Raw genomic sequence first — 12,380 nt, forward strand, 5'->3', positions numbered from 1 at the left:
GAGAAGAGCATGTTTCATCGCTTATGGACGTTAATCCGCAAAGAGTTGCAGTCGCTGCTGCGCGAACCGCAAACCCGCGCGATTCTGATTTTACCCGTGCTGATTCAGGTGATCCTGTTCCCGTTCGCCGCCACGCTGGAAGTGACCAACGCCACCATCGCCATCTACGATGAAGATAACGGCGAGCACTCGGTAGAACTTACTCAACGTTTTGCCCGCGCCAGCGCCTTTACCCATGTGCTGCTGCTGAAAAGCCCACAGGAGATCCGCCCGACCATCGACACACAAAAGGCGTTACTACTGGTGCGTTTCCCGGCTGACTTCTCGCGCAAACTGGATACCTTCCAGACCGCGCCGTTGCAGTTGATCCTCGACGGGCGTAACTCCAACAGTGCGCAAATTGCCGCTAACTACCTGCAACAGATCGTCAAAAATTATCAGCAGGAGCTGCTGGAAGGAAAACCGAAACCCAACAACAGCGAGCTGGTGGTACGCAACTGGTATAACCCGAATCTCGACTACAAATGGTTTGTGGTGCCGTCGCTGATCGCCATGATCACCACTATCGGCGTAATGATCGTCACTTCACTTTCCGTCGCCCGCGAACGTGAACAAGGTACGCTCGATCAGCTACTGGTTTCGCCGCTCACCACCTGGCAGATATTCATCGGCAAAGCCGTACCGGCATTAATTGTCGCCACCTTCCAGGCCACCATTGTGCTGGCGATTGGTATCTGGGCGTATCAAATCCCCTTCGCCGGATCGCTGGCGTTGTTCTACTTTACGATGGTGATTTACGGTTTATCGCTGGTGGGATTCGGTCTGTTGATTTCATCACTCTGTTCAACACAACAGCAGGCGTTTATCGGCGTGTTCGTCTTTATGATGCCCGCCATTCTGCTTTCCGGTTACGTTTCGCCGGTGGAGAACATGCCAGTATGGCTGCAAAACCTGACCTGGATTAACCCTATTCGCCACTTTACGGACATTACCAAGCAGATTTATTTGAAGGATGCGAGTCTGGATATTGTGTGGAACAGTTTGTGGCCGCTACTGGTGATAACGGCCACGACAGGGTCAGCGGCGTACGCGATGTTTAGACGTAAGGTGATGTAACTTCTTATCTTTCGCCAGCAAAGATACTACCGCCGGGCCGGCAAGGATTGCCAGCCCTGCAATCGCCAGCAAAAAGTTGTTTTCCAGTACGCGGGACAGCAGCCACAGCACAATCAGCGCCGCGCCAAAATACCAGGTGGTGGTCAGCTCTTCCAGCACATCCGCCACCTCACGCCAGCGTTGCTCGGGGTGACGCTGAAACACCAGCATCATTACCACGGTGACACAATACAGCACGCATAATCCCACGCCGACGTGAACCAGAGTTTTACTCATCCAGCCCACCACCAGCAGCGCCACTACCAGTAAATGCAACATAATCTGCCAGCAACTTAGGCCAGTTGCGACACGAACACGTTGTTGCCACTTCATGGCTTCTCTCCTGAAGAATTTATCTCTACTTACTCAGAGTACCGAACTCTACGGAAAATTCCGTAAGACCGCACCTTTTTGTGACGCCGACTACACTATTTCAATGAGATAAGAGGCCAAAACGGGAAAATTATGCCCGATCAAACACAACACTTTTCGTTCAAGGTACTCACCATCAATATTCACAAAGGCTTTACCGCGTTTAACCGACGCTTCATTTTGCCGGAACTTCGCGACGCCGTGCGCACCGTCGGCGCCGATATAGTTTGCCTGCAGGAAGTGATGGGCGCGCACGAAGTTCATCCGCTACATGTGGAAAACTGGCCCGAGACCTCGCACTACGAGTTTCTCGCCGACACAATGTGGAGCGATTTTGCCTACGGTCGCAATGCTGTGTATCCGGAAGGGCATCACGGCAACGCCATACTGTCACGCTATCCCATTGAACATTATGAGAATCGTGATGTTTCGGTCGATGGTGCGGAAAAGCGCGGCGTGCTCTACTGCCGCATTGTTCCGCCGATGACCGGGAAAGCGATTCATGTGATGTGCGTACATTTGGGCCTGCGTGAGGCGCACCGTCAGGCGCAGATTGCGATGCTCGCCGAATGGGTGAATGAGCTGCCGAACGGCGAACCGGTATTGGTGGCGGGTGATTTCAACGACTGGCGGCAAAAAGCTAATCATCCATTAAAAGTGCAGGCCGGGCTGGATGAGATATTTACCCGCGCCAACGGGCGCCCGGCGCGCACGTTTCCGGTGCAATTTCCTCTACTACGACTGGACAGGATCTACGTCAAAAATGCCAGCGCCAGCACGCCAACCGCGTTGCCGCTGCGGACATGGCGACACCTTTCTGATCATGCCCCTTTAAGTGCGGAGATTCATTTATGAAATGTAGTTGGCGCGAAGGCAATAAGATCCAGTTGCTGGAAAATGGCGAGCAATATTATCCCGCTGTGTTTAAAGCAATTGGCGAAGCGCAAGAACGCATCATTCTTGAAACGTTTATCTGGTTTGAGGATGACGTCGGCAAACAGCTGCATGCGGCGCTACTGGCAGCAGCGCAACGCGGAGTAAAAGCGGAAGTCTTGCTGGATGGATACGGTTCGCCGGATCTCAGCGATGAGTTTGTCAATGAACTGACGGCGGCTGGCGTAGTGTTCCGCTACTACGATCCCCGCCCTCGCCTTTTTGGTATGCGCACCAATGTGTTTCGCCGGATGCATCGCAAAATTGTGGTGATCGACGCGCGTATCGCCTTTATTGGCGGGCTGAATTACTCCGCTGAGCATATGTCCAGCTACGGTCCAGAGGCTAAACAGGATTACGCGGTACGCCTCGAAGGGCCGATTGTTGAAGATATTCTACAATTTGAACTGGAAAACCTGCCGGGGCAGAGCGCGGCACGACGCTGGTGGCGACGTCATCATAAAGCGGAAGAAAACCGCCAGCCGGGAGAAGCGCAGGTATTGCTGGTCTGGCGCGATAACGAAGAACATCGCGATGATATCGAACGTCACTATCTGAAAATGCTCACTCAGGCGCGGCGGGAAGTCATTATCGCCAACGCCTACTTCTTCCCCGGCTATCGATTTTTACACGCCTTACGTAAAGCGGCACGGCGCGGGGTGCGGATCAAACTGATCATTCAGGGCGAACCGGATATGCCCATTGTCAGAGTCGGCGCACGCTTGCTGTATAACTATCTGGTTAAAGGCGGCGTTCAGGTGTTTGAGTACCGCCGCCGCCCGCTACATGGCAAAGTCGCATTGATGGACGATCACTGGGCAACGGTGGGTTCCAGTAATCTCGACCCGCTCAGTTTGTCGCTGAATCTCGAAGCAAATGTCATCATCCACGATCGAAACTTTAACCAGACGCTGCGAGACAATCTTAACGGCATTATCACCGCCGATTGCCAGCAAGTGGATGAAAGTATGCTGCCAAAACGGACCTGGTGGAACCTGACCAAAAGCGTGCTGGCGTTCCACTTTTTACGCCACTTCCCGGCGCTGGTGGGCTGGCTTCCGGCGCACACGCCACATCTGGCGCAAGTTGATCCCCCCGCACAACCGGCAATGGAAACGCAGGATCGGGTCGAAACTGAAAGTTCGGGGATGAAGCCCTGATGAGTAAATCACATCCGCGCTGGCGCTTAGCAAAGAAGATCCTCACCTGGCTGTTTTTTATCGCGGTGATTGTGTTGCTGGTGGTCTACGCCAAAAAGGTGGACTGGGAAGAGGTCTGGAAGGTCATCCACGACTACAATCGCGTTGCGCTGCTCAGTGCGGTCGGGCTGGTGGTCATCAGTTATCTGATTTACGGCTGCTATGACCTGCTCGCCCGCTTTTACTGCGGTCACAAACTGGCGAAACGCCAGGTGATGCTGGTGTCGTTTATCTGCTATGCCTTCAACCTGACACTCAGTACCTGGGTCGGCGGCATTGGTATGCGCTATCGTTTGTACTCCCGGCTAGGGTTACCGGGCAGCACTATTACACGAATTTTCTCGCTCAGTATTACCACCAACTGGCTGGGCTATATTTTACTGGCAGGGATTATCTTTACCGCAGGCGTGGTGGAACTGCCGGATCACTGGTATGTCGATCAAACTACGCTGCGTATTCTCGGCATTAGCTTACTGATGATTATCGCGGTTTATTTGTGGTTTTGCGCTTTCGCGAAGCACCGCCATATGACCATCAAAGGGCAAAAGCTGGTGCTGCCTTCATGGAAATTCGCCCTCGCCCAGATGCTGATTTCCAGCGTTAACTGGATGGTAATGGGAGCGATTATCTGGCTGTTACTCGGTCAAAGCGTGAACTATTTCTTTGTACTGGGCGTGTTGCTGGTTAGTAGTATTGCTGGGGTAATTGTGCATATTCCGGCGGGAATTGGTGTGCTGGAAGCGGTGTTTATCGCGCTACTGGCTGGGGAGCATACCTCCAAAGGCACAATTATCGCCGCCCTACTTGCTTACCGTGTGTTGTATTACTTTATCCCGCTGCTGCTGGCGCTGATCTGTTACCTGTTGCTGGAAAGCCAGGCGAAGAAGCTACGGGCGAAAAATGAAGCGGCGATGTGAAGTTCGGTTAAGTTCTTTAGTATGTGCATTTACGACTAATGAAAAAACCGCGGATGCCTTTGCCAGACAAGCGTTATCGCTATTGCTGCAAGTATCCCAAAGAAGCCGATAAAATAGTAATAGAGTGTTAATGCACCTGTAACAGCGCAACGAACCGGACTCCATAATTCTTCACTATGGCATTTTCCCGCCAGTTCAAGGAGCTTATTTCGTCCATGAAAGATGGATGCGAAAAACACAACCGCCACGCCATAAATTGCTTTTTATACCAGACTCTTGTTTGTTATCGTTTTAAATAAAAAAATCCCGACACATGGCCGGGATATTGGTGGTGAAAAAAGAATTAACGACGATTGCCAAAAATTCGCAGCAACATCAGGAACAGGTTGATGAAGTCCAGATACAAGGTTAATGCGCCAAGAATGGAATATTTGCGCAGGTTCGACGCGTCACGGGTATCAATCTGCTCACCCATATTTTTCAATTTCTGAGTGTCATACGCCGTCAATCCGACAAAGACAATCACGCCGATGTAGGTGACCGCCCACATCAACGCTTCGCTTTTCAGCCAGAAGTTGACCAGCGATGCCAGCACAATGCCGATCAACGCCATAAACAGCATATTGCCGAAGCCGCTTAAATCGCGTTTGGTTGTGTAACCGTACAGGCTCATTGCGCCGAACATCCCGGCAGTAACGACGAAGGTGCTGGCGATAGAGGCAGCGGTATAGACAATGAAAATACTGGAAAGCGTCAGGCCCGTCAGCGCTGAATAAAGCATAAAGAGCATGGTTGTCACACCTGCACTCAGCTTTTGAATCATCGCTGATAACACAATAACCAGAGCTAATTGTGCTATTACCAGACCAATTAAAAAGATGCGGTTGGTGAATAACAGCTCCATAACGGCGGCGGAATTGGCCGCATACCAGGCAACAAACGCGGTAAGCAGCAAGCCTACCGTCATCCAGCCATAGACCTGTGCCATATAGGTTTGCAGGCCAGCTCGGGTTTGTACGATTGAATCAGAACGTGGGAATCTGTCCATGACTTTCTCCTGAAGATATAAGGAATATCTTAAGGATACTGCAAATGATGGGGCTGTGCATCGACGCAGCGTGAAAGCATGTACTGAGCGGTGAAATTGCCGGATGCAGCTGTGCGGTATCCGGCCTGCTAAAAACTACCAGCGTTTTGCCGCCTGCTGATCGCTCTCCCGAGCTTCGACCCAGCGGTCGCCTTCCGGCGTGGCTTCGCGCTTCCAGAACGGCGCGCGGGTTTTGAGATAATCCATAATAAACTGCCCGGCTTCAAACGCACTGCTGCGATGCGCACTGGTAACACCGACAAAAACAATTTCATCACCCGGCCATAATTCACCAATGCGGTGAATTACCGTGACGCGCCCCAGCGGCCAGCGGTTACGCGCTTCATCAACGATTTCCGCCAGTGCTTTTTCCGTCATTCCCGGATAGTGTTCGAGGGTTAATGCTTTGACGCTGTCTCCCAGGTTATGATTGCGCACCTTACCGGTAAACGTGACCACTGCACCGTCTTCGTCACGCTCCGCCAGCCACGGGTACTCTTCCCCTACACTGAACGGCTGCGGGCCGACAACAATTTTGGTTTCTGCCATTTTAACCTCCGGTTACCGGCGGGAAGAAAGCCACTTCGTCGCCGTCAGTCAGCGGATGGTCAAAACTCACCAGCGTCTGGTTGACGGCAGCCAGCAATTTGCCATCTTCCAGCGCCAGCGCCCAGCGATCGCTCTGCGCAGCCAGGTGCTGGCGTAACGCTTCAACGGTGGGGAAATCCGCAGCCACTTCGGTTGCATCTGTTCCCACTAACTCGCGCACCTGGGCGAAAAAAAGAACTTTAATCATCCGCTTCCACCTTAAAGTCACCTGATTTGCCGCCGCTCTTTGCCAGCAAACGTACCGGACCAATCACCATATCTTTTTGCACCGCTTTGCACATGTCATAAATGGTCAGCGCCGCCACGGAGGCCGCGGTTAACGCTTCCATTTCAACGCCGGTTTTCCCGGTCAGGCGGCATAAGGTTTCTACACGCACCCGATTGTGCTCTGGCTCGGCCTGTAAATTGACTTCGACTTTACTGAGCATCAACGGATGACACAGCGGGATCAGATCCCAGGTGCGTTTTGCCGCCTGAATACCGGCAATACGCGCGGTGGCAAACACGTCGCCTTTGTGGTGGCGACCATCGATGATCATCGCCAGCGTCTCGCTGCGCATGGTGACAAAGGCTTCAGCTCGCGCTTCACGTACGGTTTCCGCTTTGGCGGAGACATCCACCATGTGCGCTTCGCCAGCGGCGTTGATATGGGTCAGTTGCGACATACTTATTTCTTCAAATGTGGATGGAAATTACACGGACGCGTACGGGCATCCAGCTGCGGCGCGATGATATTTTCCCACGCGGTGCGGCACGCTTTGGTCGAACCCGGCATGGCGAAAATCAGTGTCTTGTTAGCGACGCCCGCTACCGCACGGGATTGCAACGTTGCGGTGCCAATCTCTTCGAACGACAGCATACGGAACACTTCGCCGAAACCTTCGACTTCACGGTCGAACAGCGGCAGCAATGCTTCGGGAGCCTGATCGCCTTCCGTCAGGCCAGTGCCGCCAGTAATCAACACCACTTGTACATCGTCACTGGCTATCCACGCAGATACCTGAGCGCGAATAGCGTAGCGGTTTTCTTTGACAATGGCTTTATCGACAACGTGATGGCCCGCTTCCTGCGCCGAATCGCGCAGATAGTGACCGGAGGTATCGTCTTCTTCACCGCGACGATTAGAAACCGTAAGAATAGCAATACGGGTCGGGATAAATTCAGTGCTTACCTGACTCATCTGATCTCTCCTTTTGACGTTTTATCCGCCAATGTACGATAAGTTTTGCGTAATACCGGTATTGTTTTGATGCAGGAAATGGGTCTGTTTTTTCTCCCGCAGCGCCGCTGAAATACGCGCTTCCAGCGCCTGTTGCTGGGTATCGTCTTCCAGCAGATCGCGCAGGTTAACGCCGCCTTCACCAAACAGGCAGAGATGGAGTTTACCAATGGAGGAGACACGCAGGCGGTTGCAAGTGGCGCAGAAGTCTTTTTCATACGGCATAATTAGGCCAATCTCTCCGGCGTAATCCGGATGACAAAAGACTTGCGCGGGACCGTCGCTACGTTGACGTAATTGGTGGATCCAGCCGCGACGCAGTAGCTCGTCACGCAGAACCTGACCAGAGATGTGATGTTTACGGAAGAGCTCGCTGCCCTCGCCCGTTTCCATCAGTTCGATGAAACGCAGCTGGATAGGACGATGTTGGATCCAGTTCAGAAAGGTGTCGAGCTGGTGATGGTTGACATCGCGCATCAGCACGGTATTGACTTTGACCTTCTCAAAGCCCGCCTCAAATGCAGCATCGATGCCAGCCATGACCTGATTGAATTTATCCTGGCCGGTAATGGCATGAAACTGACGAGCGTCGAGACTATCAACACTGACGTTAATGCCCGTCAGTCCGGCATCGCGCCAGTTCGCCACGTCGCGTTCCAGACGGTAACCATTAGTGGTGACCGCAATCTGACGGATGGCGTCATTTTCCCGCACTGCGGCGATGATATCGGTAAAGTCGCGACGTAAAGACGGCTCTCCGCCTGTCAGACGAACTTTTTCGGTGCCCAGACTGGCAAAGGCGCGCGTAACCCGGCGAATTTCATCGACGGTCAGAAAGCCTTTATTGGTGACGCCGCTCGGCTTGTAGCCATCCGGCAGGCAATATGTGCAACGAAAGTTACACACATCGGTAATCGACAGGCGCAAGTAATAAAACTTACGCGCAAATGCATCAGTCAGTTGTGAAGCCATGTACACCTTTCCAGATACGGGAGGCGAAGTCATTTCTTCCTTCGCCCTGGTGGCAACCTTTCAAAGCATTGTCACGGCCAAAGCACCATATCAGTTGACCCAGGTGCAGAGGCTAGAGTGTTTAGTGGTTATGCCGATACTAGCGCGTAAATGAGATTTTTACCATTCACCCTTTTCGCTATGTAATCATGTATATAGCGTCATGATCGGCCTATTTCGCTACAGAATAAGGGAAAATGGCGGTTTTACTTTGATATACATCATCAGGGACGCAGAGCGAATATTGTCCTTTAGGGGTAGAAAACCATGAGTTGTATCCTCAATATTGGCAGGCTAATTGCTGTTTCCCCGTAATTTGCGCTACTGTAGCGCGGATAATCTGACTTCAGGAATGTATATGCGCAATCGTACGCTGGCTGACCTTGATCGTGTCGTTGCTCTCGGCGGGGGGCATGGACTGGGACGCGTTCTCTCATCACTTTCGTCTTTAGGCTCTCGCTTAACGGGTATCGTCACCACCACGGATAACGGTGGCTCGACGGGACGTATTCGTCGCTCGGAAGGCGGTATCGCCTGGGGCGATATGCGCAACTGTCTCAACCAACTGATAACGGAACCGAGCGTCGCCTCCGCGATGTTTGAATACCGTTTTGGCGGCAATGGCGAGCTTTCCGGTCATAATCTCGGAAACTTGATGTTAAAGGCGCTGGATCACCTTAGCGTGCGGCCTCTGGAAGCCATCAATTTAATTCGTAATCTGTTGAAAGTGGACGCGCAATTAATTCCGATGTCAGAGCATCCCGTTGACCTGATGGCCATTGACGATCAGGGACATGAAGTTTACGGCGAGGTCAACATCGACCAGCTAACTACGCCGATTCAGGAACTACTGTTAACCCCCAACGTACCTGCCACCCGTGAAGCGGTGCTGGCAATTAATGAGGCTGACCTGATAATCATCGGGCCAGGCAGTTTTTATACCAGCCTGATGCCAATCCTGCTGCTTGAGGAAATGGCGCAGGCACTACGCCGCACGCCAGCCCCGATGGTTTATATTGGCAATTTGGGAAGAGAATTAAGCCTGCCTGCGGCGAATCTGAAGCTTGAAAACAAGCTGGCGATTATGGAGCAGTATGTCGGTAAAAAGGTGATTGATGCGGTTATTGTTGGGCCGAAGGTCGATGTTTCTACAGTTAACGACAGATTAGTCATTCAGGACGTACTGGAGGCCAGCGATATCCCCTATCGTCATGACCGCCAGTTGTTACATAACGCACTGGAAAAGGCATTACAGGCTTTGGGTTAACGGGAAGTCGAAAGAAAATTCCGGCTTCCTATTGAAGACAAAGTACACGTTGTTCATGCCGGATGCGGCGTGAACGCCTTATCCGGACTACAAACCGCGCAAATTCAATGTATTGCAGAGATCATGTAGGCCTGATAAGCGTAGCGCATCAGGCAATTTTGCCTTTGCCATCTCTCTTCTTCGTTATCCTTTCACGAAGCCGCAATAAACAACTCACGCAGCTGATGCAACTGGTCACGAATTTGCGCCGCCTCTTCGAACTCCAGATTTTGCGCGTGTTGCATCATCAGCCCTTCCAGTTCATGGATTTTCTGCTGCAACGCTTTAGGCGACATATCCATCGGTACATTATCCGGCTCAACAATCGGACGCGATTTTCCTCTGCCCTTCGCTTTGGTTTTGGCAATGTTCTGCCCCAGCGCCAGGATATCGACCACTTTCTTGTTCAGCCCTTGCGGCGTAATGCCGTGTTCCTCGTTGTACTTCTGTTGTTTCTCGCGGCGACGTTCGGTTTCGCCAATCGCTTTCGCCATTGATGGGGTGATCTTATCGCCGTAGAGAATCGCTTTACCGTTGACGTTACGCGCCGCGCGACCAATGGTCTGAATCAATGAACGTTCGGAACGCAGGAAGCCTTCTTTGTCTGCGTCGAGGATCGCCACCAGCGAAACTTCTGGCATATCCAGACCTTCGCGCAGTAAGTTGATCCCCACCAGCACATCAAACTCGCCCAAACGCAAGTCGCGGATGATTTCCATACGCTCGACGGTGTCGATATCCGAGTGAAGATAACGCACGCGTTCACCGTGTTCTTCCAGATATTCGGTGAGATCTTCCGCCATCCGCTTAGTCAACGTCGTGACCAGTACGCGTTCGTTAATTGCCGCCCGCAGGCGAATTTCTGAGAGAAGATCATCAACCTGGGTCGCTACCGGGCGCACTTCGATAATCGGGTCCAGCAGCCCTGTTGGACGCACGACCTGATCCACCACGTCGCCACCGGATTTCTCCAGCTCGTAATTACCGGGTGTTGCAGAAACATAGATGGTTTGCGGGGCTAACGCTTCGAACTCTTCGAATTTCAGCGGACGGTTATCCAGCGCCGATGGCAGGCGGAAACCGTACTCCACCAGCGTCTCTTTACGCGCCCGATCACCTCGATACATGCCGCCAATTTGCGGAATAGTCACGTGGGATTCATCGACCACCAACAGGCCATCGGCGGGGAGATAATCAAACAGCGTCGGCGGTGGCTCACCGGGTCCACGACCGGAAAGAAAGCGCGAATAGTTTTCAATGCCTGAGCAATAACCCAGCTCGTTCATCATCTCCAGATCAAACTGGGTACGCTGAGTCAGGCGTTGTTCTTCCAGCAGCTTGTTATTTGCCAGCAGCACTTTGCGCCGATCGGCCAGCTCTTCTTTGATCTCTTCCATCGCCTGCACAATACGCTCGCGCGGGGTGACGTAGTGTGTTTTCGGATAGATGGTAAAGCGGGGGATGGTTGAGATAATTTGCCCGGTTAATGGGTCGAAAAGCGACAGCCGCTCTACCTCTTCGTCGAACAATTCAACACGTAGCGCAACGTCGTCGGACTCCGCCGGAAAAATATCAATCACTTCCCCGCGAACACGGAAAGTCCCGCGCTGGAACGCCTGGTCGTTACGGGTGTATTGCAGTTCCGCCAGGCGCCGCAGAATCGCGCGCTGATCGATAATCATGCCGACCGTCAGATGCAGCATCATCTTAAGATATAAGTCAGGGTCGCCCAGACCGTAGATGGCTGAAACAGAGGCGACCACCACCACATCGCGCCGCTCCAGCAAAGCTTTGGTCGCTGAAAGCCGCATCTGTTCAATATGTTCGTTTACCGAGGCATCTTTTTCAATGAAGGTGTCCGAGCTCGGCACATAGGCTTCCGGTTGATAGTAGTCGTAGTAAGAGACGAAGTATTCCACCGCATTTTCCGGGAAAAATTCTTTCATCTCGCCGTACAACTGGGCTGCCAGCGTTTTGTTGGGCGCCAGCACCATCGTCGGGCGCTGAAGGTCGGCAATGACGTTAGCAATGGTAAATGTTTTCCCGGAGCCCGTTACGCCGAGTAGAGTCTGGTGAGCCAGGCCATCTTCAAGCCCTTCTTCGAGGCGTCGAATTGCCTCAGGCTGATCGCCAGAAGGTTTAAAAGAGGAATTCAGTTTGAACGGTTTACTCATGAGTCGCTACCTGAAGGAGTGGGCGGGCAGGTATGTAATTTTACTCGTCGTGTTTAATAATGCCAACAAATTATACTGGATAAAAAAACAGTTTCACGCCACATTATTTCTGTTACACCGTCAACGAAGGTATCAATCATGAGCATAATTTGCTCAGTGACGAGATAAAACTCCAGGATTGCGGGGTTATCCCCAAAGCAACGGCTTTTTTAACAATTGTCAAGATGGCTGATGACGGATTTATGGCAAGAGATGTCACTTTCATGACTGCCATTGCTTTTATATAATTAATTGAAAAATAACAAATATTTCCTTAAGCCTTCTTTCGCGTCAATTCGCGTGCAAGCCGCGTATTCTCTCGCTTGCATCGCGTTTTCTAACTCTAATGCACATGGTTA

Annotated in this window: 13 protein-coding genes, 1 pseudogene and 1 riboswitch; of the genes and pseudogenes, 5 read left to right on the top strand and 9 right to left on the bottom strand. The window is 52.1% G+C overall.

Annotated features, from left to right (window positions below; translation table 11 throughout):
• Positions 1-9 precede the first annotated feature (9 nt).
• Positions 10-1,116, top strand: a complete 1,107-nt coding sequence (locus FEK43_RS08210) for an ABC transporter permease (RefSeq protein ID WP_000469031.1) — start codon at positions 10-12, stop codon at positions 1,114-1,116.
• On the opposite strand, the gene FEK43_RS08215 is transcribed toward FEK43_RS08210, so the two are convergent.
• The gene (locus FEK43_RS08215; RefSeq protein ID WP_077737778.1) at positions 1,078-1,488 is read right to left on the bottom strand and encodes a YbhQ family protein; all 411 of its coding nucleotides are present in this window, start codon (positions 1,486-1,488) and stop codon (positions 1,078-1,080) included. The genes FEK43_RS08210 and FEK43_RS08215 overlap by 39 nt on opposite strands.
• A gap of 132 nt (positions 1,489-1,620) precedes the next feature.
• Here FEK43_RS08215 and FEK43_RS08220 point away from each other — a divergent pair, with 132 nt between their 5' ends.
• The 3 genes from FEK43_RS08220 to FEK43_RS08230 are packed head-to-tail and all read left to right on the top strand — an operon-like array spanning position 1,621 to position 4,576.
• The gene (locus tag FEK43_RS08220; RefSeq protein WP_135406237.1) at positions 1,621-2,382 is read left to right on the top strand and encodes an endonuclease/exonuclease/phosphatase family protein; all 762 of its coding nucleotides are present in this window, start codon (positions 1,621-1,623) and stop codon (positions 2,380-2,382) included.
• Positions 2,379-3,620, top strand: coding sequence for a cardiolipin synthase ClsB (gene clsB / locus FEK43_RS08225; protein ID WP_130205109.1), 1,242 nt, complete (start codon positions 2,379-2,381; stop codon positions 3,618-3,620). Before FEK43_RS08220 ends, clsB begins: the two co-directional genes overlap by 4 nt.
• Positions 3,620-4,576 (top strand): YbhN family protein, encoded by a 957-nt coding sequence (locus FEK43_RS08230; protein WP_135406236.1) that lies wholly within the window; start codon positions 3,620-3,622, stop codon positions 4,574-4,576. The genes clsB and FEK43_RS08230 overlap by 1 nt, the downstream gene beginning before the upstream one ends.
• Positions 4,577-4,611: 35 nt before the next feature.
• Here FEK43_RS08230 and FEK43_RS08235 read toward each other — a convergent pair.
• The 7 genes and pseudogenes from FEK43_RS08235 to moaA all read right to left on the bottom strand — a co-directional run.
• A pseudogene (locus tag FEK43_RS08235) lies at positions 4,612-4,794 on the bottom strand (BAX inhibitor (BI)-1/YccA family protein); the annotation flags it as partial.
• Positions 4,795-4,919: 125 nt separating this feature from the next.
• A complete protein-coding gene (locus tag FEK43_RS08240; RefSeq protein WP_130205105.1) occupies positions 4,920-5,624 on the bottom strand; it encodes a Bax inhibitor-1/YccA family protein in 705 nt (234 codons plus the stop codon).
• Between the two features lie 135 nt (positions 5,625-5,759).
• Positions 5,760-6,212 (bottom strand): molybdopterin synthase catalytic subunit MoaE, encoded by a 453-nt coding sequence (gene moaE / locus FEK43_RS08245; RefSeq protein ID WP_000852287.1) that lies wholly within the window; start codon positions 6,210-6,212, stop codon positions 5,760-5,762.
• 1 nt (position 6,213) lies between these two features.
• Positions 6,214-6,459 carry a molybdopterin synthase sulfur carrier subunit gene (moaD, locus tag FEK43_RS08250; protein WP_000598612.1) on the bottom strand — a complete coding sequence of 82 codons (246 nt, stop codon included), beginning with the start codon at positions 6,457-6,459 and terminating at the stop codon, positions 6,214-6,216.
• Positions 6,452-6,937 carry a cyclic pyranopterin monophosphate synthase MoaC gene (gene moaC / locus FEK43_RS08255; RefSeq protein ID WP_135406235.1) on the bottom strand — a complete coding sequence of 162 codons (486 nt, stop codon included), beginning with the start codon at positions 6,935-6,937 and terminating at the stop codon, positions 6,452-6,454. The genes moaD and moaC overlap by 8 nt, the downstream gene beginning before the upstream one ends.
• A gap of 2 nt (positions 6,938-6,939) precedes the next feature.
• Complete coding sequence (moaB, locus tag FEK43_RS08260) at positions 6,940-7,452, bottom strand: molybdenum cofactor biosynthesis protein B (RefSeq protein WP_000084634.1); 513 nt, start codon at positions 7,450-7,452, stop codon at positions 6,940-6,942.
• 21 nt (positions 7,453-7,473) lie between these two features.
• Positions 7,474-8,463, bottom strand: a complete 990-nt coding sequence (gene moaA / locus FEK43_RS08265) for a GTP 3',8-cyclase MoaA (protein WP_001295301.1) — start codon at positions 8,461-8,463, stop codon at positions 7,474-7,476.
• Positions 8,451-8,595, bottom strand: a riboswitch (molybdenum cofactor riboswitch). (Overlaps the previous gene by 13 nt.)
• Positions 8,596-8,860: 265 nt before the next feature.
• On the opposite strand from moaA, the gene yvcK reads away from it, so the two are divergent.
• Positions 8,861-9,769 (top strand): uridine diphosphate-N-acetylglucosamine-binding protein YvcK, encoded by a 909-nt coding sequence (gene yvcK, locus FEK43_RS08270; protein ID WP_130214903.1) that lies wholly within the window; start codon positions 8,861-8,863, stop codon positions 9,767-9,769.
• Between the two features lie 191 nt (positions 9,770-9,960).
• Here yvcK and uvrB read toward each other — a convergent pair whose 3' ends face one another.
• On the bottom strand, positions 9,961-11,982 hold the full coding sequence (gene uvrB / locus FEK43_RS08275; RefSeq protein ID WP_130205097.1) for an excinuclease ABC subunit UvrB: 2,022 nt from the start codon (positions 11,980-11,982) through the stop codon (positions 9,961-9,963).
• Positions 11,983-12,380 lie beyond the last annotated feature (398 nt).

The sequence above is a fragment of the Escherichia sp. E2562 genome, from assembly GCF_005781075.1.
GTDB lineage: Bacteria > Pseudomonadota > Gammaproteobacteria > Enterobacterales > Enterobacteriaceae > Escherichia.

What these genes read in the sequence shown, in the direction of transcription:
- FEK43_RS08210 (WP_000469031.1), top strand. Translation starts at nt 10, where the DNA reads ATGTTTCATCGCTTATGGACGTTAATCCGCAAAGAGTTGCAGTCGCTG.
- FEK43_RS08240 (WP_130205105.1), bottom strand. Translation starts at nt 5,624, where the DNA reads ATGGACAGATTCCCACGTTCTGATTCAATCGTACAAACCCGAGCTGGC.
- FEK43_RS08230 (WP_135406236.1), top strand. Translation starts at nt 3,620, where the DNA reads ATGAGTAAATCACATCCGCGCTGGCGCTTAGCAAAGAAGATCCTCACC.
- moaC (WP_135406235.1), bottom strand. Translation starts at nt 6,937, where the DNA reads ATGTCGCAACTGACCCATATCAACGCCGCTGGCGAAGCGCACATGGTG.
- clsB (WP_130205109.1), top strand. Translation starts at nt 2,379, where the DNA reads ATGAAATGTAGTTGGCGCGAAGGCAATAAGATCCAGTTGCTGGAAAAT.
- yvcK (WP_130214903.1), top strand. Translation starts at nt 8,861, where the DNA reads ATGCGCAATCGTACGCTGGCTGACCTTGATCGTGTCGTTGCTCTCGGC.
- moaA (WP_001295301.1), bottom strand. Translation starts at nt 8,463, where the DNA reads ATGGCTTCACAACTGACTGATGCATTTGCGCGTAAGTTTTATTACTTG.
- moaD (WP_000598612.1), bottom strand. Translation starts at nt 6,459, where the DNA reads ATGATTAAAGTTCTTTTTTTCGCCCAGGTGCGCGAGTTAGTGGGAACA.
- moaE (WP_000852287.1), bottom strand. Translation starts at nt 6,212, where the DNA reads ATGGCAGAAACCAAAATTGTTGTCGGCCCGCAGCCGTTCAGTGTAGGG.
- uvrB (WP_130205097.1), bottom strand. Translation starts at nt 11,982, where the DNA reads ATGAGTAAACCGTTCAAACTGAATTCCTCTTTTAAACCTTCTGGCGAT.
- FEK43_RS08215 (WP_077737778.1), bottom strand. Translation starts at nt 1,488, where the DNA reads ATGAAGTGGCAACAACGTGTTCGTGTCGCAACTGGCCTAAGTTGCTGG.
- FEK43_RS08220 (WP_135406237.1), top strand. Translation starts at nt 1,621, where the DNA reads ATGCCCGATCAAACACAACACTTTTCGTTCAAGGTACTCACCATCAAT.
- moaB (WP_000084634.1), bottom strand. Translation starts at nt 7,452, where the DNA reads ATGAGTCAGGTAAGCACTGAATTTATCCCGACCCGTATTGCTATTCTT.